The sequence below is a fragment of the Spiribacter onubensis genome (genome assembly GCF_040838425.1).
Taxonomy (GTDB): domain Bacteria; phylum Pseudomonadota; class Gammaproteobacteria; order Nitrococcales; family Nitrococcaceae; genus Spiribacter; species Spiribacter onubensis.
In genome coordinates, this window is the sequence record NZ_JBAKFI010000002.1 from 262903 (window position 1) to 284691 (window position 21789).

Consider the following 21789-nt stretch of genomic DNA (forward strand, 5'->3'; position numbering starts at 1 on the left):
CATGCAATGCCCGTCGATCAGAGGCGGGCAAGGAAATCCGCGAGTTTCGGCCACTGATCCGTCAGCTCCTGACTCAGGTCGTGTCCCCCTTCGAGCCAGACCAATCTGGTGGTCGCCGGATCACCGGCCCGGGCAAGGGCCTCGGCATCCTCCGGCGGGATGACCCGGTCGCGGCGGCCATGCGCAATGAGCACCGGCACATGGATATGCCGAATGACGTTAACGGGGGCGATGGCATCGAGACGAAACCCGATCACCCACTCCACATAACGGAGCACAAGCCACCCGATGGGTATGAATGGAATCCGTCGGTCCGCAAGCCAGCGTCTCATCATGCGCTCGGGATGGACAAAGCCGGAGAGGCTGATGACACCGTCGATGTCAGTCCGCCAGGAAGCCGCCAGTAGCGTCGCCGCCGCGCCGACGGAGTGCCCGACCAGAACCAGGGGGCCCTCGCTGCCATCATCCTCGCGCCGCATCCAGGTGGCCGCGGCACTGATATCCTCTGCAAAGCGCGGCATGGATGAGAAGTTGTCGGAATCACTGCGGCCGTGATTGCGCACGTCAAAAACCAGCACCTGCCAGCCGGCGTTCTGCAGCGGTCTCGCCAATGCCAGCATGAAAAGGCGATTGACGCCCCAGCCATGGCAGATCACAACGCGGCCCACCTTCGGGTCACCATCCAGCAGCCATCCTGAGAGCCGCCGCCCGCGTGCGGTGGGAATAAAGACTTCATGACCGTCGATGCCGTGATCGGCAGGCATCCCGGTCACGGGCCGGCGCGGCGGCGCCAGGCTCCGATGCAGCCATCTGCCCCCGCCCCATAGCAGGAGGGCGGCCAGGCCAACGGCGGCCAGGATCCAGAGCGCCATGCTCAGGGGAGCATGTCGCTTAGCAGCGGATTGGGGAAGCGACGCTCACTGGTCACGGCATAAAACGCCTCACTCATCGCCGGAAGGCGATCAGCCTCGACCAGGTCACCGCTATCGAGTTCGTCCTGCACGACGATCGGCGGAATGACGGCGAGACCGACACCCTCCCGCGTCAGCAGTCTGAGCATGGCCATATCGTCAATTTCCGCTGCAATCCGGGGCCGCACGTCGAGACTGGAGAGCACGGCCCGGAACGCCGTGCGCAGGCCGCTGGAGCGGCTGGGGAGAAGCAGTGGCGCGGCGGACAGCCATTTCTCGAGCGAATCGCCCAATGCCACCAGCGCCGGCGTCCCGATCAGGCTGACCGGCTGCTCGGCAAGCCGGTGCGTGATGAAGGGATGCAGTGCATCGGTACGGGGTGGCTCGTTGGTGAGGACCACATCGAGCTGCAGCGCCAGCAGCGCCTCGAACAGCTCACCCGCGCTGCCGGCGCGCAGGATGACCTCCACATCGGGCCGGTCCAGAACCGGCCGCAGGAATGCGAGCTGGAAATTCCGGGAGAGGGTCGCGAGCGCGCCGACTCTGAGCGCCTGGCGGGGCTGCCCGGTCTGCTGCAGCGTCGCCACCAGCTCTTCGCCGGTCGCGAAGATGGTATCGGCATGATCCAGTGCGATCCTCCCGGCCTCGGTAAGATGCAACGCCCGCGCGCGGCGCTCGAAGAGCTTCTGTCCCAGGCGATCCTCCAGCTGCCGGATCTGCGCGGAGAGCGTGGACTGGGAGACATTCAGCCGTTCCGCCGCGCGGGTCAGATGCCCCTCGTGGGCGACCACATGGAAATAGCGGAGATGATGGAAGTTGAGTAACGCCATGTCGTTCGATCTTACAGAACGACATGGCGAAACCCCAGATACAAAACGATCAATGAGCGGCCGCGCGATGCAGCCGCCTCGTGGGGCTATACGCCGTACTGTTCCCGGGCGTAGTCCCCGAGACCAACGGCATCCAGTTTTGCCAGCGGCGCAAGGAAAGTCACCTGGATGACGCCCGGCGCACGGCCAATCTCGATCGCGCCATTCACCGTGGCCCGATTCCGGACCTCGGCCACGGACATATCCAGCAGACGCCCTGCCCGCTCCAATCCGTTGTCGATGGCTTCATTAAGATTGGCAGCGGTCCCGATCACGGAGATCGGCGCCATGGACTCGAGCGTCTCCATCCCCCAGCGACGGGCCAGCCGCTCGCCCTTCGCCTGCTCCTCGGGGGAGAAAGGTCGTGCCATGGGCGGGAGATCCTCCACCAGGGGGAAGAGCACCGGTCCATCGATGGGATAGTCCTTCACGACTTCCACCTGCAGCGTCACGCTGCCGGAGACATCCATGGTGTGGCCTGCGATCTCGCCATCGCCCTGACCCGCATGCATATCACCAAGGTAGAGCCCACCGCCCTTCACCTTGGCCGGTGCCACCAGGATCGCACCGGCGCGCACCGCATCGATATCCATATGGCCATCCGTTTTGTGCCGGGCCAACTCCTCCGCAGTGATGGCGTAGTCATGCGGGGCCCCTACGAGAAAGGCGCCGAAATCACCGGCATTATGGCTATCCGGCATGGCGCGCGACGGGCAGCTGCCAAGCTGGCCCAGGAACGGGCGCATCCGAACCAGCGCTCCCGGCATATCGGATGGCGCGTAGTTGAGGATCGAATGCTGATGGCTGCCATCCGGCAGGGCGGCATAATGATCCGCCTCGTGGCCGACCCTCTCGGCGGCGTCCTTGGGCAGCGTTACACCAACACTGCGCGTGTCGTCGAAGGCCACCGTGTAGCCATGAACGATCTCGAAGGGTTTGACGGGGTTTCCGCAGACATCGCAGCGTACTGAGTCCTGACCGATCCCCTCGACATGGGTCTCCGGCCAGACCGTGTCGCAGGTCGGGCAGCGCGCGGCGACATAGGGGTCGCCCACGCAGAAACCCTCGGGGGACGAGTCATGGCCTGACGCGGTGGCGATGGCCGTCACGGTGATGTCACGGATGCGGATGGCCAGACCGTCACCGACGTCCGCGCCGGCCACCTCCACCGGGCGGGTGACTTCGTGTCCACCACGGAGGCTGGGCGTGATCATCGGCCCCCAGCAGCCCGGCGCGGTGTTGGCGATGATCGTGCCGCCATCCTCCACCGGCCCCAGCATGGGCCCGTCGGGATCCAGGACGGAATTAGTGAACTCGTTGACCACCAGGCTGCGCCGCGCAGGATTCTTGGTCTTGTCCAGCATACTCTCGCTCCTCGGGAATGATTGTGGTTTGAGTATCCGGCGGAATTCGGAGAATGGCAATCGTCGGTCATATAGCAGGCCCAGACGGGCATATCGGTGTGATGAAAAACGTGACTCATGAACACACCTCGGTCATTATCCAGTGCTCCGGCTGGGCATCAGACCCGCCGCCAAAGCTAGAGACTATAGACCCGCTAGTAATGGTCCCCAGGAGGGAAATCATTCCTGGGCTGTGGGGTCTGAGAGATCAGGACATGGCAAGGAGACGTTCGATGCAGATGATCCGGGAATGGAAGGGTCCGTGGCTCGCGATGGCGATGGCGCTGGTGGTCAGCGCCTGCGCGTCGGTCAGCGGGAGCGGGGAGTACAACCGCAGTTTTGATTTCTCCAGCATCCAGCGCACGGCGGTGATTTCCGTTGAAGGCGTCGGTGGACAGGCCGCCCGAGACCAGATCGCCAGCATGTTCAATCAGGCCCTGCTGCGCCATGGCTACAGCCCGATTGAGCGCAGCCAGATCAACGCGGTGCTCGAGGAGCAGGACTTTTCACGATCGCAGATCACCACGGCCTCCGGCGCCGCTCGGGCTGGCCAGGTGCTGAACGTGGATAGTGTCGTCCTGGTCAATATCCCGGAGTTCGGCGATGACATGAGCATGAGCGCCCAGATGGTGGACGTGGAGGACGGTACCATCCTGTGGTCCGCCTCCGGCAGCGCCCGGACCGGTGCCAACATGACCCGTCGCGCCGGGCAGCTGCTTGGTGCCATCGGTGGCGGCATCATTGGTGCCGAAGTGGGTGATGATACAGGCGCCATTGTTGGTGGTGTGGGGGGTGCCGTTGGTGGTGGCATCGCCGCGGATGCGCTATCCAAACAGCGTCAGGAGCAGACGGCCATTCTCATCGACCAGCTCACGCAGAGTCTGCCCATGCGCTGAGCGCAGAGGCGGGAATGAACGCCTTGCCCATCATCAGGCCGTGATACCGTGTCGGTCATCTCGGCCTGCACGATCACTGGAGTCAAGCAATGAGCAACGATCTCCCGCATGGCGCCAATGATGTCGCCACCAACAATCCGGATGTCTGGGATGCCTACAGCGAATTGGGGCTGGCGGTGGCCGACTCGGGCCCGCTGGATGGCAGCGAGCGTCGGCTGGTGAAGCTGGCTCTGTCGATCGGGATCGGCAGCGAGGGCGCCACCCACTCACATACGCGTCGTGCCCTTGACGAGGGATTCAGTGCCGAGGCCCTGCGCCAGGTTGCGCTGCTGGCCATTCCCACAGCGGGATTTCCGGCGGCAGTCGCCGGCCTCACCTGGATAGAGGATGTCCTCTCCGAGGAAGATGAAGATGAAGACGAGGAGGAGGAAGAGGACTAGCAATAGTCCAATGAATCGGGCTGACCCGTCGGAGCTTCAACCGAGCCCTTTCCGCACCGCCCAGACAGCGGCTTCCACGCGGGAGCGGAGCTTCATTTTTCGAAGCAGGTTTCGGATATGGATCTTGGCTGTACCCGCGGTAATATCCAGCTCGCGGGCGATCATCTTGTTGCTCTGGCCACGCGCCAACCGGCCGAGGATTTCCCGCTCCCGGGCAGTCAATGCCTCGATCCCGACTGAATCACTGTCCGAGTCGGCATTCATCGCCCTCGCGAGGGTGGGGGTGAGGGCGGGGCTGATCACCACCTCGCCCTCGACCGCGCGCGATAGCGAGTCAATCAGGCGCTCCGGCTCCATATCCTTGAGCAGATAGCCACTGGCACCGGCACGCAGTGTCTCGGCAACATCTTCGTCCCGGTCGGAGACGGTGAGCACAACCACAGGTGTTGTATAGCCGGCCTCGCGCAGCGCTTTGAGCGTCTCGACACCACTCATGCCGGGCATCTCCAGATCCAGCAGGATCAGATCCGGGTCCAGCGACTCTGCCAGGCGCAGGCCCTCCGAACCGCTTCCTGCCTCTCCGGCGAGCTCGAGCCCGCGGCCCGGCTCCAGCGCCAGGAGCTGCCCCAGCCCGCGGCGGAGCAGCGGATGGTCATCAATAACCAGGACACGATGGGACATTAAAACGGCACTCCGACCTCGACCCGCGTACCGCCACTCCCAATCGGCTCTACTTTCCAGGTGCCGCCTAACTGCAATGCGCGCTCACGCATGATGTTCAGCCCATAATGATCGCCATTATCACTGACGGTTGTGGTATCGATTCCCACTCCGTCATCCTCGATTTTCAGCAGTAGCCGATTCTGGGCCAAGTCCCGCGCAATACTGACCGTTGCCCGCTCTGCTCTGGCATGACGAACAACGTTCGCAAGCGCCTCGCGCACGATATGCAACAGGTGAACACCTGCATTCGCCCGCAGACCGCTTACCCCTTCGCGGATATCGAGATGAATGTCGAGCCCGGGGGCACGCCGGGAGAATTCGCTGACAGTGTTTCGCAGGGCCAATCCCAGGTCGGGCTCATCAACCCGAAGCCGAAACGTGGAAAGCAACTCGCGCAGATGCTGGTAGGCGGTGTTCAGGCCGTCGCGCAGTTCATCAAGCGTGGCGTCCACAGTCGGCGACGTCCACCCGCGATCGCTCACCTGGCTCCGCAGACGCACCACCTGGATGTTCATGTAGGACAGTGATTGTGCCAGCGAGTCATGCAACTCACGGGCGATCATCGTGCGCTCCTCCATCAGGGCCAGCATCTGCTGCTCGTTTGCTGCCCTGGCAATTGCATGGGCCCGACTGAAACGCTCCGCGATGGCCTCGAGCAGCTTCCTGTCTCCACTGGAAAGTCTCTTGCCCCCGTCGCTCACCACGACCAGCTCCCCGCATGGCGGGTCGCTGTCACCCAGGACAAACCGCAGGGTCACCGCTCGGTCTTCGGGCAATGATCGATTGTTTGCATCGAGGGGATAAGCGGCGTCCACGGTGAAGCGGTTCCCGGCAGCTCGCGGATTGTCCATAGTGAGCTGAGCGGATCGCAGCCTCATCACGTCGCAGGCACGGGTAAGCAAGGGTTGAAGATGGGCACGATCCAGCTCCAGCGGTACCAGTCTGCAGCTCAGATCGTAAAGCAGCTCCAGAGACTGATTGCTGTGCCGAAGCGCCGCCGTCTTGACATCCACCTCCGCCTCAAGGTTGAACTGAAGACGTTCCACCGTGGCCGCCATGCTGTTGAAATGCTGGGCCACCACACCGATTTCATTGTTGGGCACCCGATCCACTCGCGCCCTGCGATCCCCATGCGACATTCGCTCCATTGTCTGGAGCAGCCGCTCCAGCGGCCGGATCAGACCGTTACGCAGCTGCAAAAGGGCAAACGCTGCCAGCAACAAGGTCAGCAGAATGCCGACGGCCTGGCTGATCCGCAGCAACCTGACCCGGGCTTCGGCCTCTGACTGGAGGGCTGCGACCATGGAGTTAATTTCGCCCGCGAAGGCATCAACCTCATCCAGATAGGCTATTGAATCCGCCGCGGTTGCGCCTGCAGCCAATGGACGCAATCGAGCATTCCAACGTTCCATGATTTCGCGATAACGCGTTGCCGATCGCCCTTTGCTGCGCCGCAATGCCCGCTCAAGCGCGGGTTTGTTGAGGATTGCGTCAAAATCGGCCAAAGCCAGACCCAGACGTGCCTCGCTCGCGTCTTCCTGCAGCAGCAGTGCAATCCGGTAGGAATGCATGCGCAGAGAACCCGCCAGATTGATTGCGGCGGCATCATCGCGGGCTGACTGGGCGACATACACGGACGCACTCATGCCGGCAAAGGCGATGCACAGAATGACGATAACCACCAGCGCCAGGCGCAGTCGAAGAGAATAGCGGCCTATCGTCACATCTGCCGTGGTCATCCGATCAAACCGCTCACGCGCTGGATCATGACTCCCTCTTCGGAGTGCCTAGCATTGTCTTGCCGGTCACTTTCAGTCTACAGGAAACGCGGCATCGATAGGCCGGGCCTATCACCGACCGTAGGCCCTTGCATTTTCCCCGACACCGGTTCCGGCCTATCATTGGCGGTTTCTGTCGTATGCAGGATCGATCGACATGCCAATGTACAGCGCCAAGCCGAATGCCCATCATGACGATATCCCTCGCCTGGGCGTGCTAGTCACCAACCTGGGGACGCCCGATGCGCCCACGACGCCGGCACTGCGCCGCTATCTGGCCGAGTTCCTGGGCGACCCCCGTGTGGTCGAGATCAATCGCCCACTCTGGTGGCTGCTCCTGCATGGCGTCATCCTGCGCACGCGGCCTAAGAAATCCGCTGCGGCATATGCCGAGGTATGGGAGGAAGGCGGCTCGCCACTCCTCACCATTGGCAAGGAACAGACCGAGGGGATCGCCAAGCGTCTGAAGGAACGGCTGGACGGGCCGGTCAGCGTCGAACTGGCCATGCGCTATGGCAACCCGTCCATCCGGGACGGTCTGCGCAAGCTCCGCGAGGAAGGTGCGGAGCGTATTCTGGTGATGCCGCTCTACCCTCAGTACTCGGCAACCACTGTGGGGTCAACCTACGATGCGGTCTTCGACGAGCTCAAGAAATGGCGGGTCATTCCCGAGCTGCGACTGATCGGGCAGTATCACGACGACCCGCAGTACATCGAGTCTCTGGCCAACACCATTCGCGAGCACTGGGAAGCCCATGGCAAGGCGGAGAAGATGCTTTTCTCCTTTCATGGCATGCCCCGGCGCTACCTGCTGAATGGCGACTTCTATCACTGTCAGTGCCAGAAAACCGCCCGCCTGGTAGCCGAGCGACTGGGCATGGCAGACGGGGAATGGCAGGTCACCTTCCAGTCTCTGTTTGGACGCGAAGTCTGGCTACAGCCGTACACCGATGAGACCGTCAAGAGCCTGGCCGAGTCGGGAATGCAGAAACTCGATGTGATCTGCCCCGGCTTCTCGGCGGATTGCCTCGAGACACTCGAGGAGATTGAGGGCGAGAACGCGGAGATCTTCGAAGAAAACGGCGGCGGCGAGCTGCGTTATATCCGGGCGCTCAACGCCCGACCAGACCACCTCGACATGCTGACCAACCTGGCGATTGATCATCTACAGGGCTGGCCGGAAGCGAGCCCGGAGGTCCTGCGAAACCGACGGGATCCCAAGGCGACCCGGGAGCGGGCCAAGGCCATGGGCTGCGACTATTGAGCGGCTGCGTCATTCAGGAAAGGGAAAATCCGGGACAGGCTTGATGCCTGCCCCGGTATCCGGGGACCAGCGTCTATTGGCCGATGACCAGTGAACGCTCCCCGTCGAGGGTCCACTCATGAAGCGAACCATCGTAGAGGGCAACATCGGCCATCCCGCCAATCTCCGACATGGCAAACCAGGCGAGCGACGAGACGTGGCCGGAGTTGCAATAGTCAATGATCCGGCCCTCGACGCCCGGCAGCATCGCCGAGACGATTCCCCGAACCTCGTCCGGGGTGCGCCAGTACACGACACCCTCACGGGGTGCGACGAAGAGGTTGAATGGTACGGGCCTCGCCGCCGGCAGATGGCCACTGCCATCCACGTAGTCTTTGCTCATCACGCCGGTAAACTGCGGCAGGGGCCGATTGTCCACCAGCTGGGCAGCCTCATCCCCGGCGATCACCGCTTCCACCTCGGCCGTCGTGGCGAGGAGCTCGCCGCGCGGTTCGCCGGCTGTGTAACTGCCGCCCCCGGGCGACGCCGCCGGCGAGTCGGAGACCTCACCACCAGCGGCATCCCAGGCGGCGACACCGCCATCCAGAATGGCAACGTTGTCATGGCCGAAGTACTTGAGCTGCCAGTAGAGTCGCGAGGCGACCGTGGCATCACCGTAGACGGTAGTGCCCGCCGGCGCGATGACCACCATGTCGCCGGCATCCACACCGAGTCCCTGCATGACGGTCTCGAATTGCCCGGCGGTGGGTGCGAGATAGCGGATCGTGCCCTTCAGCCCCGGGCGCTCGGTGAGGAACTCCCCCATCCCCACGAAAGGTGCGCCGGCGATAAAGCCGGTCTCCTCATAGTTCGACGGGCGACGGGACACATTGATCAGGGTGACGTCATCCTGATGGTCAAGCGCCCATCCGGCGTCCACCACCGGACCGATATCGGCCATCGATGTGCCGGACTGGGCACCGGCCAAGCCGGGGACGGCGATGGCGAGGGCGAGGGCGAGCATCAGGTACCGTGTGAGTGCTCCGGTTCGCATGGAATCGTCCTCCGCGGGAATCAGAATGTGAAAAGACGAATGGCCGGATCGGCGACGAGCTCACCAATGGCCGGTGGCTGAGCGACGCCGACACCGTCAATGAGGTCGGCCTCGGTGTACTCGCGATTGGGCAGATAAATGGCACAGACATCCACGGTCACACCCTTATTGACCAGGCCCTGGATCATCTGTGCGGGGCTCGCATCGGGGCCGCGCAGCGTCTCGGACTCGGCGACCTCCGAGCGCACCGCCAGGTCACCGGCATCATCACATAGCAGGACCTGGGGGGATGCCCCTTTCTGCTGGGCCTGCATGGTCAGGATCAGGGCCATCGCCTGCGTCTCATCCTCGTCACTGGTGATGATGGTGAGCATGTCGGCATCGCTCTGCGCCATCGCGGCACTGGAGAAGAGCGCCAGCAGCAGGGTGGCGGCCAGGGATTTGATCGATTTCATGATTGGACTCCTCATAGGGTGGGCGTTTTAGTGTTGGGCTTTGCGCCCGCAAGTGTTGAGACCGAAAATGCTGTAGGCCGGACAATAGCTGACGACGGATGTGGCAAGTGGCACCAGGCCGATCCAGCCCCAGGCCATACCCTGGCCGAAGATCGCCATGGCAATGAGGGCGAGCCCCACAATGGCGCGAACGATGCGATCGGCGGAACCGACGTTTTGTTTGAACATGAAGCGCACTCCTTTGACCCAATGCGGTGGATGTCTCTGGACATTGGCCCCAGTAAGCGCGTCTGCTCATCAGACGATCAGTGATGAAGTCACATAACTTCGGACAGACCATGAGTAAACATGATCCGCATCATGCCCAGGACATACCCCCACCTGCGTTCGCAAACCTGGACCGACGCTCGTGGGACGAGCTGAGACGGGCCGCCCAGCGGCTGACTCTACCGGCGGGCACGACGGTCTTCGGACCGGGCGATGAATGCCAGGGGCTGCCGCTGGTACTCAACGGTGAAATCCGTGTCCAGATGGTGGGCGCATCGGGGAACGAAATCGTCCTCTATCGGATCAAAGGAGGTGAATTGTGCCCGCTCTCCGTGGCATGTCTGCTCACGCAAGGCAGTCACCAGTCGGAGGCGGTTGTCGAGGAAGACAGCGAGGTGCTGCTCATCCCGACTGTCCTGACGGAGCGGTTGATGAACGAAGCAGCCGGGTTCCGGCAGGCCGTGCTCGAGAGCTACGGCCAGCGCCTGCAGTCACTGATGCTGGTGATTGAGGAGGTCGCCTTCCGGCGGCTTGATCAGCGCCTGGCGGAGCGACTGCTTGAGCGCCAGCGCGACGGGCGACTGGCGATCACGCATCAGGATCTGGCAGTGGAACTGGGGACAGCGAGGGAGGTCGTCAGTCGCCTGCTCAAGGAGTTTGAGCGGCGCGGACTGGTCAACCTGGAGCGCGGGCTGATTACCATTATCAATGCGACGGCCCTGAGTGACGTAGGCGTCGCGCAGGCTGACAAAGCGAGCGCCTGAGGCCACCCGGCGTCGGCCTGCGGAGAGACAGAGAGAAGCGAATCGGGCGCGAAAGACGCGCCACAGACATGCAATACAGGGGCAGGTGCCATGGAGTTTGATCCACTGCTGATTTCGCGAATCCAGTTCGCGTTTGTCGTGTCCTTCCACGCGATATTCCCGGTGTTCACCATCGGCCTGGCATCCTATATCGCGTTGCTTGAGGGCCTTCACTTCAAGACCGGCAATCCGGCGTGGGCTCAACTCTCCCGCTTCTGGACCAAGGTGTTCGCCGTCGCCTTCGGAATGGGCGTCGTCTCAGGCATCGTGATGTCCTTCCAGTTCGGCACCAACTGGAGCAACTTCGCCCAGATGTCGGCGAACTTCCTTGGACCGATCCTCAGTTATGAGGTCGTCACCGCGTTCTTCCTGGAGGCCGCCTTCCTGGGTGTGCTGCTCTTCGGCCGCGACAAGGTGCCCCGGGGCACGCACCTGTTCGCCGCCATCATGGTCGCCCTTGGCACCTTCATCTCCTCGTTCTGGATTCTCGTGGCCAACAGCTGGATGCATACCCCTGCCGGAGTCGAGTTCCAGGACGGGATGCTGCACGTCCGTAGCTGGGCGGAGGCGATCTTCAACCCGTCTTTCCCCTACCGGTTCACTCACATGGCGGTGGCCAGCTTCCTCACCGGCAGCTTCGTGGTCGCCGGTGTGAGCGCCTGGTACCTCCTCAAGGGGCATAAGGTCGAAGCCAATCGCAAGGCGCTCTCCATGTGCCTGTGGATGATTCTGTTCCTCGCGCCGGCCCAGGCGGTCATCGGCGACTTCCACGGGCTCAACACGCTGGAGTATCAGCCGACCAAGGTGGCGGCCATGGAGGGCAACTGGGAGACGCAGGCCGGTGCGCCGCTCCTCCTTTTTGCACTGCCGGACAAGGCAGCGCAGGAGAACCGCTTCGAATTTGGCATTCCCAAGCTCGCCAGCATCATCCTCACGCATGAGGCCGATGGCGTGGTGCCGGGGCTCACCGAGGTCGCACCCGAGGATCAGCCACCCGTCTCCATCGTGTTCTGGTCGTTCCGGATCATGGTCGGCATCGGCTTCCTGATGATCGCCTTCGGCATCTGGGGTCTGGTGCTGCGCCTTCGTGGGCGACTCTACGAGCCCGGGCGCTTCCATCGCCTGTTACCGCTGATGATCGCCGCGCCGTTCATTGCCGTGCTGGCGGGGTGGTTCACCACCGAGTCGGGCCGTGCGCCGTGGCTGGTCTACGGCATGATCAACTTCTCGGAGGGCGTGACACCCTCGCTCACCGGCTGGATGGCCATCGTCAGTCTGATCGGGTACATGTCCGTTTATGCGGTGGTTTATGCCTCGGGCGGGTACTACCTCTGGCGACTGGTCAAGGGCGGCATGGCGGATGTCGAGCCGGGCAGCACCGAATCCGGCGCCCATCCCAAGCGGCCGCTATCGGCCGGGGGCCCGATTGGTAACACGGCCCCGGCGGCACCGATCAAGGGGGAGTGGACATGATCGACTTCACCATGATCTGGGCGGTCATCATCGCCTTCGGTGTGATCATGTATGTGCTCATGGATGGCTTCGACCTGGGCGTCGGGATCCTCTATCCCTTCGCTCCGGACGAGGAGTCTCGTGACGTCATGATGAACTCCGTGGCACCGGTCTGGGATGGCAACGAAACCTGGCTGGTGCTGGGCGGTGCCGGATTGCTTGGCGCGTTTCCGCTGGTTTACTCCGTGCTTCTGCCGGCTCTCTACCTTGGTGTTTTCCTGCTTCTGGCCGGGCTGATCTTCCGCGGCGTTGCTTTCGAATTCCGGTTCAAGGCAAGTCCGGCGAAAAAGGGCTGGTGGAGTGCGGCCTTCGCCGGCGGATCCACGGTTGCCGCACTGGCGCAGGGTATCGTCGTCGGCGCCTATATCCAGGGCTTTGAGACAGAGAATTTTGCCTATGTCGGTGGGGCTTTCGACTGGCTGACTCCGTTCTCGGTGCTGACTGGCATCGGGCTCGTGCTCGGCTATGCGCTGCTCGGCAGCACCTGGCTGATCATGAAGACCGAAGGCCCGGTGCAGGACTGGGCCTACCGGCTGACGCCCAGGCTGCTGGGCGGGGTGTTGGGCGTATTTCTGATCATCAGCTTCTGGACGCCATTGGTCGATGAGTTCGTACGCGATCGCTGGTTCAGCAACCTGTTCTCCATCTGGCTCCTGCCCGCCGGCGCTCTGGCCTGCGCCTGGCTGATACTGCGCTCAGTGCGCAGTCGAGCAGAGGGCCTGCCATTCGTGGCGACCATGGGGCTTTTCATCTTTACCTACCTGGGACTGCTGGCCAGCAAGTGGCCTTATGTGGTTCCCCCGGACTACACCCTCTATGACGCTGCATCGGCGCGCGAGTCGCAGATGTTCCTTCTGCTGGGCGTGCTTTTCGTCATACCGGTGGTGCTTGCCTATACCGCCTGGACCTACTGGGTCTTCCGCGGCAAGGTCCGCCCCGGCGAGGGGTATCACTAGCGAGATGAAACCCTCCGAATGGCTGGCCCGGGAAGGCCGGTCGGTCACCCCCAGGTTGCGGCTCGCCGCTCTGTATGGGGTTATTGAGGGCCTGTTGATCATCGCCCAGGCGGGCCTGATCGCGTGGCTCGTCCATCAGGTCGTGATGGCAGGTGCCAGCCTGAATGCCGTGCTGACACCTGCCATCATGCTGATCCTGGTCGTCCTGCTTCGCCCGGTCGCGCAGATCCTGCGCGCCCGGGTGTCCATCGCGGCCTCGAGCACCGTGAGACAGCGCGTGCGTTCACGACTGATCGATCATGCCGAGACATTGGGGCCCGCTGGCCTTGCGAGCCGGGACACCGGAGAGACGGCCAGCCAGCTGACCGAGCAGATCAGTGCGTTGGATGGCTACTACTCACGTTATCGCCCGCAAATGACGGTGGCCGTGGTGATTCCCCTCGCCATTGCGATCACGGCCTTCACGCAGGACTGGATCGCGGCCCTTTTCCTCGTCGTGTCGGCACCACTCATCCCGCTTTTCATGGCGTTGGTCGGCATGGGGGCAGAACGCCTCAACCGTGATCAGTTCGAGTCGGTCGCCCGGCTGTCGGGGCAGTTCCTGGATCGCGTCCGCGGCCTGACGACCCTGCGCCTGTTCGGTCGGGTGGACGACGCCACGGACGGTATTCTCGCCGGTTCCGACGAGTACAGACAGCGCAGCATGCGTGTGCTGCGGGTCGCCTTCCTGTCCTCGGCGGTGCTTGAGTTCTTCGCCTCGGTGGCGATCGCGGTGATCGCCATCTATATCGGTTTCGGCCTGCTGGGTTATATCGAGTTTGGCCCAGCGCCGGAGCTGACGCTGTTCAGCGGCCTGTTCGTGCTATTGCTCGCCCCGGAGTTTTTCCAGCCACTACGCACGCTGGCCCAGCATTACCACGACCGAGCCACAGCGCTGGGGGCGGCGGAGCTGCTGATGGGATTCGAAGCCGAGGGTGAGACGGCGGCTCAGGATCGGAGTGAGACGGAGGCAGGCGGTCCAACCGCATGCGGGGAATCGCTTATGCGAGCAGCGCCCGCCGCTGGCGCCCGGACACCGGACGGCCATGGGGGTCTGCGGGCAACTGATCTGAAACTCGAGCGTCCTGGCCGAGGGATCGTGCTGGAAGTCCCTGAACTGGTAGCCGAACCGGGGGAGCGGGTGCTGATCGAGGGACCCTCGGGTACCGGCAAGACGACATTGCTGCTCGCGCTGGCCGGATTGCTCTCACCATCCACCGGTGACATCCGGCGCCCGCCACTTGATCAGCGGACGGCTTGGCTTGGTGCGCCCCCTTTCATCGCCAGTGCCACCCTCCGCGAAAACATCCGTCTGGGTTATCCGGACGCGAGCGACGACGCGCTGGAAGCGGCAGCGAACCGCGCCGGAGTCATCGAATTCGCCGAGCGACTCCCGGCCGGGCTTGATACCGGCGTCGGTGAACGAGGCGTCGGTCTGTCGGGGGGACAGGCACAACGCGTGGCGCTGGCCCGGGCATTTGTCTCGCCGGCACCCGTGATCCTGCTCGATGAGCCGACGGCAGCCCTCGACGCTGAGACAGAGCGCTATGTGCTCGACGGGTTGAGTGCACTGGCCACAGAGGGGCGCATCACCGTCATTGCCAGCCATGACCGGGTGCTACGAGACAGCGCAGAGCGCCGCTACCAGATCCGCCATGCGCGACTGGAGCCTGTCGTCGATGAATGAGCTGCGCCCATATCTGAGCATGATGCGTCCCTATCGCGGCCGCCTCCTCATCGGCGCCGCACTGATGCTGGTGACCGCAGCATCCGGGATTGGGCTACTGGCGCTCTCGGGCTGGTTCATTACCGCCACTGCCGTCACCGGCGCACTGCTCGCCGCTGGGGTTGCGGCGCGGCTTGATATCTATGTGCCGGGTGGTGGCATTCGCACGTTTGCCGTGACGCGTACTGTGGCGCGTTACTTTGAGCGGGTATTCAACCACGATGTGGTGCTGAGGCTGCTCCGCGACCTGCGTGGACAGACCTTCTCACGGCTGGCGAACCTATCGCCCGGGGTACTGGGCCAGCTGCGCAGCGGCGAACTGCTCAACCGGCTGACCACCGACATTGATCGCCTCGATGGGCTGTATCTACGGGGACTGGCGCCACCTCTGGTGGCCGGCCTCGCGATACTGATTACCGTCGCGCTTCTGGCAATCGGCTCGATCGCCGTGGCTTTAACCGCCGGCCTGATCGTGATGACGGCGGGCGCGCTGATCGGAGTTCGCGCCTGGTTTTCGGGACAGGCACTCACCAGACGCCTGGCGAGCGCCAATGCAAACCTGCGTGCTCAGTTGGTTGATCACCTCCGGGGTCTGACGGAATTGAAGGCCTTCGGCAGTGTCGGGTACCACCGCAAACGCGTGGATGGTCTAGATGAGGAGGAACGCGCGGGCGAGGAGCGCCTTGCTATCGAGATCGCGACGGGCGAGGCAATCCTTCACGGCACCCTGCAGCTGGTCGCAGTGGGCGTCCTGCTCACTGCCCTGAGTCTGTTCGCGGCCGATCGGATCAGTGGTGCCGTCGCAGTGATGATGCCTCTGGCAATTCTGGCCCTCCTCGAGCCACTGGGCGTGCTGCCAGGATCCGGACTGCACCTTGCCCGGGCCCGGGCGTCAGCAAAGCGCCTGGACACGCGCAGCACCGACGGTACGTATTCCAGTCAAGAGACGCACCCGGGCGATGGCGATGGCGATGGCGATGGCAGTCAATCGACCGAGGTGACGCCGGGACAGGCGGGGGATATCCGGTTCGAGTCGGTGACGGTCCGTCGCGGTGCGGGTGCGAAGGTCCTCGATGAGCTGAGTCTTACCGTGGGCGAAGGCGAACATGTCGGGATAATCGGTGCCTCGGGCTGCGGAAAGTCGAGTCTGGCCAATCTCCTCGCAGGATGGCTCGTGCCTGACAGCGGTCAGGTATTAGTGGAGGGAAAACCTGTCAAAAAGCAGGACTTCGCCAGTCATCTGGCCCGGCTGGGTTACCTCACGCAGCAGACCGATCTGTTCAGTGGAACAATCGCGGGCAATCTGCGAGTCGCCTGCGCGGAGGCAAGCGACGCACGCCTGTGGTCACTAATTGAGGCACTGGCGCTGGACGAATTCGTCGCGAGTTGCCCCGACGGAATCAACACGTGGATCGGGGAATCCGGACTGGAAGTCTCCGGCGGGCAGGCAAGGCGGCTTGCACTTGGCAGGGTGATGTTGCGCGACGCGCCCATCGTCGTACTCGACGAACCTCTCAGTGGGCTGGATGAGGCCACCGCCGCGCAAGTCAGCTCTGCCATCGAGCGATGGCTCACGGGCCGAACGGCCATCGTACTTGGACATGAGCCCTCCGCGATCCCATCCGTCGACCGGCTGCTGCAACTGCGCACGGGTCGACTGGCACGGATCTGAAAATCGCCTGTCCGGCCCGAGACCCTGTCGGCCGGGATCCGGCACCGCCCGCTGTGCCCGGACATGCTTATCCGCTAGCATTGCACCTCCATCATTGACCAGCGTGAAAGGTTCAGCATGACCCATCGAATCGCCCTCATACCCGGTGACGGTATCGGCCAGGAGGTTACACCCATCGGCGTGCGCTGCCTGGAGGCGCTCGGCAAACGTCCGGGCCTTGATTTTGCGTTCACCGAGTTCCCCTACTCCTGCGAGTACTATGCTGAACACGGCGCCATGATGCCGGAGGATGGTATCGAGCACCTGCGGCCGCACGACGCGATCCTCCTGGGGGCCGTCGGTTACCCCGGTGTCCCGGATCATGTCTCGCTCTGGGGCCTGCTACTGCCGATCAGGCGCGAGTTCCAGCAATACGTCAACCTGCGTCCGGTGCGTCTGCTCCGCGGCCTCACCTCAGCGCTTCGAAACCGGGGCCCCGAGGACATCAATTACCTGGTGGTTCGCGAGAACAATGAGGGCGAGTATTCCGAGATTGGGGGAAGACTCTACGATGGACTGCCCGAAGCCATGGCGGTGCAGGCCACTGTCATCACCCGCAAGGGTAGTGAGCGCATCCTTGATTATGCCTTCCGGCTGGCACAGTCGCGGTCACGCAAGCGGCTGGCCTACGCGACCAAGTCCAACGGTATCAAGCATACGATGCCGTTCTGGGACGAGCAGGTAGCGGCCATGGCCCCGAATTGGCCTGACGTGCAGGTGGATGGGTATCACGTCGACATTCTTGCCGCGAACTTCGTCACCCATCCGGACTGGTTCGATGTCGTGGTGGGAACGAACCTGTTCGGAGACATCCTGTCGGATCTCGGGCCGGCAACGGCCGGCGGGATCGGTGTCGCGCCGTCGGCGAATATCAACCCGTCCCCGGACATGCCTTCGATGTTCGAGCCGGTACACGGTTCAGCCCCAGACATCGCCGGCCAGGACATCGCCAACCCGATCGCCATGATCTGGACAGTGGTAATGATGCTGGAAGACCTCGGCGAGCAGGAGGCCGCGGATGACCTCATGGGTGCGCTCGAGACGGTGACCGGCGAAGGCCGCGTCCTCACCCGAGACCTGGGCGGCCAGGCGGGCACTCGCGAATTTGCAGACCGTGTGCTCGCCGAGCTGAGAGGGTGACCTGATCGGGGTGATCTGATCGGGACAGGCACGATTTGATGGAGGCCGAAATTTCGCGGAAATTTCGGGACAGGCACTTCAGCGACCCTCGGGAGGATCTCCGAAATGTCGAGGTTGATCACTGCCATCACGGTGTTCGGGCTACTGGCATCCAGCCAGGCTCTGCATGCAGAAATTGTCTCTAAACCAGTCAGTTACACGCATGGCGATGCCGCTTTCGAGGGTTATATCGCATACAACAGAGCGTTGGGCGATGACCAGCCCACCGTCGTGATCGTGCATGACTGGGATGGTCTCGGCGAATATGAGCGCATGCGGGCAAGGATGCTGGCCCACGAGGGCTATGCGGCCTTCGCCATTGATCTGTTCGGAGAGGGGGTCCGGCCGGAGAGCATTGAGCGTCGTCGCGAACTCACGGGCGCGCTCTATGCCGATCGCGATCGCATGCGTGCGCTCATTGATTCAGGGATGGATGCCGCGTTCGATCAGCGCGCCACGGATATCGCCAAGATGGTGGCGATCGGCTATTGCTTTGGTGGCGCAGTGGTTCTTGAGATGGCGCGCGCGGGTCTACCCCTCGAGGGCTTTGTGTCCTTTCATGGGGGGCTCGGCACGCCAGAGGGTCAGGACTATACCGACGTCCAGGGCGAATTATTGATTCTGCATGGAAGCAATGACGCTGTTGCGCCCATGGAGGACATATCGTCACTTGCCGACCGTCTTGATGCCGATGGAGTGGATTATCAGATCGAGATCTACGGCGGGGCACGACATGCCTTTACCGACTGGGAAGCGGAGGACCGGTATGACCCGCAGGCCGATCTGAAGTCCTGGCAGGCGCTGCGGACCTTTCTAGGCGATACGCTGAACTGAACCGGATGCTTAATACCACAATGGGCACCCGGGGCATGATGACCGCTCCCCATCACATGGCCGCCGAGGCCGGCCGTGATGTGCTCCGCGAGAACGGGACAGCCACTGAAGCGATGGTAGCGGCAGCAGCGGTCATCGCCGTCGTCTATCCGCATATGAATGCGATTGGCGGCGATGGTTTCTGGCTGATCAGTCGGCCGGGAGAAGCGCCGATCGGTATCGATGCCTGTGGGCCAGCAGCCGCACTGGCTACCCGGGACCTCTACTACGAGCATGGCCTGGCGACGATTCCGACCCGGGGACCAATGGCGGCACTCACGGTGCCAGGGACCATCGGAGGTTGGGAGGCAGCATTATCGCAGGGCGTCCTCGCAGAGGGGAGATTACCGCTCTCGCGCCTGCTAGAACCGGCGATAACACTGGCACGTGAGGGCGTTCCGGTTACCGCCGGTCAAGCGCTGGTGACCAGACAAAAACTCGACGAGCTGTGTGATTTGCCGGGATTCTCGACAACCTTCCTCGATGCCTCAAATCGCCCGCTCGAATGTGGAGTCCGGCTTCGTCAGCCGGCGCTTGCCGATACGCTTGAGCACTTAGGTCGCTCGGGGCTGGATGACTTCTACCGTGGCGATATTGCGCGCAGCATGGCAGCCGATCTCGGCGCACTGGACAGTCCGCTACGGCTGAACGATCTCCTCGAATACAGACCACTCAGAGTCGAACCACTCAGCCTCCGCCTCAGCGGAACCCGCCTCTACAACATGCCTCCGCCCACTCAGGGACTCGCCTCGCTGCTGATACTTGGGATTCATCAAAGAGTGCCTGTCCCAAACATGGGCCCATTTGGACATATCCACGCGCTCGTCGAGTCGACCAAAAAGGCCTTCCGGGTTCGGGACAGGCACGTTGCGGATCCACGCTGGATGACCGTAAACCCGCGGGATTTCCTTTGCGATGAGTGGCTGGAAACAGCTGCCAGTGAGATCGATATGACCCGGGCAGCGCCCTGGCCCTACCCAGGAGCTGCCGGCGATACGGTCTGGATGGGCGCCGTCGACTCGCAAGGCCAAGCGGTGAGCTTTATTCAGTCGATCTACTGGGAATACGGAGCGGGGGTCGTACTACCGGCGACCGGAGTACTAATGCAGAACCGCGGGATCAGCTTCGGTCTGGATGCACGGAATCTTCAGGCCCTTGAGCCCGGTCGGCGCCCCTTCCACACTCTGAATCCGGCGATGGCCCGCTTCGATGACGGGCGCGATATGGTTTACGGGACTATGGGCGGTGAGGGACAGCCACAGACACAAGCTGCAATCTTCACCCGTTACGCCAATGATATGATGCCTCTTCAAAAAGCGATCAGTGCCCCGCGATGGTTGCTCGGTCGCACCTGGGGAGATTCGAGTACAAACCTGAAGCTCGAGTCTCGATTCCCTTCAAGTCTTTCGGAGCAACTCCATGAGGCAGGGCATGCCGTTGAGATGGTTGGGGATTTCGACAGCATGATGGGACATGCCGGCGCGATCGTGCGTCACCCCGACGGATTGCTCGAAGGTGCCAGCGACCCGCGTAGTGATGGAGCCGTGGCCGCGAGCTGAGGCACAGTCATCGCTGGCAACGCGGACAATAGACGGTCGAGCGCTGGGCGAGGCGGATTTCTTTCAAGCGGCGCCCGCAGCAACCGCACGGCTGGCCTCCTCGTCCATAGGCGTGGAGGGTTTGCTGGAAGTATCCGGGGACACCATCGGCACCGCTGAAATCTCGCAAAGTCGTGCCGCCCGCCTCGATCGCCTCCTCCAGAACTGCACGAATGCAGCCGACCAGGTGGTCATAGCGCTGGCGGGCGATGCGCCCTGCGGGGCGCGTAGGATGGATACCGGCACGATAGAGCGCCTCAGTCGCATAGATATTCCCGACACCAACGACCACGTGGCTGTCCATTACCAGGTTTTTTATCGCAACACGGCGCCCCGCGGCTATGCGGTGGAGATACTCACCCCTGAATTCGCCACCAAGCGGTTCCGGGCCAAGCCGGGATAGCAGCGGATGCTGCTCCGGCGGATCTTCGGTGATATGGAGACTCCCAAAGCGGCGCGGATCGTTAAAGCGGAGTAGCTCGCCACTGTCGAGCTCGAAGTCGACATGGTCATGGGATTTTAGTGCCTGTCCCGGTCTGACCACACGCATATGTCCGGACATGCCCAGATGCATGAGGATCGTGGTACCTGCTTCGAGCCGAAACAACAGATACTTACCCCGCCGATCGAGGGAGTGGATGCGGGCACCGGCGACGCGAGGGGGGTCAGTCACCGGGACATGCCAACGCAGCCTGGGTTCTCGCACCCTCAAGCACAATAGTCGATGGCCCACGCAATGGGGCTCGAGGCCCCGGCGCGTCGTCTCCACCTCAGGTAGTTCAGGCATGCAATCGGATATCCGGCTATCACTTGCAAAAAAGCCCGCTGGAGAGCGGGCTTTCGTGTTGAACTCGTGAGGCAGACCTACTTGATCTTGGCTTCCTTGTAGATCACGTGCTTGCGCACCACTGGGTCATACTTGCGAAACTCGAGCTTGTGCGGGGTGTTACGCCGGTTCTTATCGGTCGTATAGAAGTGCCCGGTACCAGCCGAGGAGACGAGTTTAATCTTATCGCGCATCATTTACCTCAGACTTTCTCGCCGCGGTTGCGCAGGTCCGCAATCACCTGTTCGATACCGACCTTGTCAATAATCCGCATCCCCTTGCTGGAAACACGCAACCGCACCCAGCGGCTTTCGCTGTCCAGCCAGAAGCGATGGTAGCGCAGGTTCGGCAGAAAACGCCGGCGAGTCTTGTTGTTGGCGTGAGACACATTGTTTCCGGTCATCGGACGCTTGCCGGTGACCTGACATACCTTGGCCATTGGGGCCTCCCGAAATCCTTGTCCGAACGTGCGCGCCCAACCGCGCTCGGTTAGCCGAACTTTATACCAGCCCCGCTCAGAGGCTGCA

The 21789-nt window shown here is 62.7% G+C and carries 22 protein-coding genes; 11 read left to right on the top strand and 11 right to left on the bottom strand.

Annotated elements, in window-relative coordinates; translation table 11 throughout:
- Window positions 1-17: 17 nt before the first annotated feature.
- The 3 genes from V6X63_RS04730 to V6X63_RS04740 form a co-directional block, all read right to left on the bottom strand.
- Complete coding sequence (locus tag V6X63_RS04730; protein ID WP_367967474.1) at window positions 18-872, bottom strand: alpha/beta hydrolase; 855 nt, start codon at window positions 870-872, stop codon at window positions 18-20.
- 2 nt (window positions 873-874) lie between these two features.
- Window positions 875-1741 (bottom strand): LysR family transcriptional regulator, encoded by an 867-nt coding sequence (locus tag V6X63_RS04735; protein WP_367967476.1) that lies wholly within the window; start codon window positions 1739-1741, stop codon window positions 875-877.
- Between the two features lie 86 nt (window positions 1742-1827).
- Window positions 1828-3144 carry an acetamidase/formamidase family protein gene (locus V6X63_RS04740; protein ID WP_367967478.1) on the bottom strand — a complete coding sequence of 439 codons (1317 nt, stop codon included), beginning with the start codon at window positions 3142-3144 and terminating at the stop codon, window positions 1828-1830.
- A 272-nt stretch (window positions 3145-3416) separates the two neighbouring features.
- On the opposite strand from V6X63_RS04740, the gene V6X63_RS04745 reads away from it, so the two are divergent.
- Window positions 3417-4079: a CsgG/HfaB family protein gene (locus V6X63_RS04745; RefSeq protein ID WP_367967479.1), complete on the top strand. Its 663-nt coding sequence runs from the start codon at window positions 3417-3419 to the stop codon at window positions 4077-4079.
- An 89-nt stretch (window positions 4080-4168) separates the two neighbouring features.
- Window positions 4169-4519 (top strand): carboxymuconolactone decarboxylase family protein, encoded by a 351-nt coding sequence (locus V6X63_RS04750; protein ID WP_367967480.1) that lies wholly within the window; start codon window positions 4169-4171, stop codon window positions 4517-4519.
- Window positions 4520-4555: 36 nt separating this feature from the next.
- Here V6X63_RS04750 and narL read toward each other — a convergent pair whose 3' ends face one another.
- Window positions 4556-5200, bottom strand: a complete 645-nt coding sequence (gene narL, locus V6X63_RS04755) for a two-component system response regulator NarL (protein ID WP_367978271.1) — start codon at window positions 5198-5200, stop codon at window positions 4556-4558.
- Window positions 5200-6981 (bottom strand): type IV pili methyl-accepting chemotaxis transducer N-terminal domain-containing protein, encoded by a 1782-nt coding sequence (locus V6X63_RS04760; protein WP_367967483.1) that lies wholly within the window; start codon window positions 6979-6981, stop codon window positions 5200-5202. Before V6X63_RS04760 ends, narL begins: the two co-directional genes overlap by 1 nt.
- A gap of 196 nt (window positions 6982-7177) precedes the next feature.
- Between V6X63_RS04760 and hemH the strand changes: the two genes are divergently transcribed.
- The gene (hemH, locus tag V6X63_RS04765; protein WP_407826369.1) at window positions 7178-8284 is read left to right on the top strand and encodes a ferrochelatase; all 1107 of its coding nucleotides are present in this window, start codon (window positions 7178-7180) and stop codon (window positions 8282-8284) included.
- A 73-nt stretch (window positions 8285-8357) separates the two neighbouring features.
- Here the strand turns inward: hemH and V6X63_RS04770 are convergent, their stop codons facing one another.
- From V6X63_RS04770 to V6X63_RS04780, 3 genes are read right to left on the bottom strand one after another with little or no spacing between them, the layout of a single operon-like run.
- Complete coding sequence (locus tag V6X63_RS04770) at window positions 8358-9317, bottom strand: sulfurtransferase (protein ID WP_367967485.1); 960 nt, start codon at window positions 9315-9317, stop codon at window positions 8358-8360.
- 20 nt (window positions 9318-9337) lie between these two features.
- Window positions 9338-9772, bottom strand: a complete 435-nt coding sequence (locus V6X63_RS04775; protein WP_367967486.1) for a DsrE family protein — start codon at window positions 9770-9772, stop codon at window positions 9338-9340.
- Between the two features lie 27 nt (window positions 9773-9799).
- A complete protein-coding gene (locus V6X63_RS04780) occupies window positions 9800-10000 on the bottom strand; it encodes a YgaP family membrane protein (RefSeq protein ID WP_367978272.1) in 201 nt (66 codons plus the stop codon).
- 110 nt (window positions 10001-10110) lie between these two features.
- On the opposite strand from V6X63_RS04780, the gene V6X63_RS04785 reads away from it, so the two are divergent.
- From V6X63_RS04785 to V6X63_RS04820, 8 genes are all read left to right on the top strand, one after another.
- On the top strand, window positions 10111-10803 hold the full coding sequence (locus V6X63_RS04785; protein ID WP_367967488.1) for a Crp/Fnr family transcriptional regulator: 693 nt from the start codon (window positions 10111-10113) through the stop codon (window positions 10801-10803).
- A 90-nt stretch (window positions 10804-10893) separates the two neighbouring features.
- Complete coding sequence (locus V6X63_RS04790; protein WP_367978273.1) at window positions 10894-12315, top strand: cytochrome ubiquinol oxidase subunit I; 1422 nt, start codon at window positions 10894-10896, stop codon at window positions 12313-12315.
- Complete coding sequence (gene cydB, locus V6X63_RS04795; protein ID WP_367967490.1) at window positions 12312-13310, top strand: cytochrome d ubiquinol oxidase subunit II; 999 nt, start codon at window positions 12312-12314, stop codon at window positions 13308-13310. The genes V6X63_RS04790 and cydB overlap by 4 nt, the downstream gene beginning before the upstream one ends.
- Window positions 13311-13314: 4 nt before the next feature.
- Window positions 13315-15036 (top strand): thiol reductant ABC exporter subunit CydD, encoded by a 1722-nt coding sequence (gene cydD / locus V6X63_RS04800; RefSeq protein ID WP_367978274.1) that lies wholly within the window; start codon window positions 13315-13317, stop codon window positions 15034-15036.
- Complete coding sequence (gene cydC / locus V6X63_RS04805; protein WP_367978275.1) at window positions 15029-16747, top strand: thiol reductant ABC exporter subunit CydC; 1719 nt, start codon at window positions 15029-15031, stop codon at window positions 16745-16747. The genes cydD and cydC overlap by 8 nt, the downstream gene beginning before the upstream one ends.
- Before the next feature lie 117 nt (window positions 16748-16864).
- Window positions 16865-17926 (top strand): tartrate dehydrogenase, encoded by a 1062-nt coding sequence (locus V6X63_RS04810; RefSeq protein WP_367967495.1) that lies wholly within the window; start codon window positions 16865-16867, stop codon window positions 17924-17926.
- A gap of 105 nt (window positions 17927-18031) precedes the next feature.
- The gene (locus V6X63_RS04815) at window positions 18032-18799 is read left to right on the top strand and encodes a dienelactone hydrolase family protein (RefSeq protein WP_367978276.1); all 768 of its coding nucleotides are present in this window, start codon (window positions 18032-18034) and stop codon (window positions 18797-18799) included.
- 56 nt (window positions 18800-18855) lie between these two features.
- The gene (locus V6X63_RS04820; protein ID WP_367978277.1) at window positions 18856-20397 is read left to right on the top strand and encodes a gamma-glutamyltransferase family protein; all 1542 of its coding nucleotides are present in this window, start codon (window positions 18856-18858) and stop codon (window positions 20395-20397) included.
- A 7-nt stretch (window positions 20398-20404) separates the two neighbouring features.
- Here the strand turns inward: V6X63_RS04820 and mutM are convergent, their stop codons facing one another.
- From mutM to rpmB, 3 genes are all read right to left on the bottom strand, one after another.
- Window positions 20405-21223: a bifunctional DNA-formamidopyrimidine glycosylase/DNA-(apurinic or apyrimidinic site) lyase gene (gene mutM, locus V6X63_RS04825; RefSeq protein ID WP_367978278.1), complete on the bottom strand. Its 819-nt coding sequence runs from the start codon at window positions 21221-21223 to the stop codon at window positions 20405-20407.
- 77 nt (window positions 21224-21300) lie between these two features.
- Window positions 21301-21456, bottom strand: a complete 156-nt coding sequence (gene rpmG, locus V6X63_RS04830; RefSeq protein ID WP_154295433.1) for a 50S ribosomal protein L33 — start codon at window positions 21454-21456, stop codon at window positions 21301-21303.
- A gap of 8 nt (window positions 21457-21464) precedes the next feature.
- On the bottom strand, window positions 21465-21701 hold the full coding sequence (gene rpmB / locus V6X63_RS04835; RefSeq protein WP_367978279.1) for a 50S ribosomal protein L28: 237 nt from the start codon (window positions 21699-21701) through the stop codon (window positions 21465-21467).
- Window positions 21702-21789 lie beyond the last annotated feature (88 nt).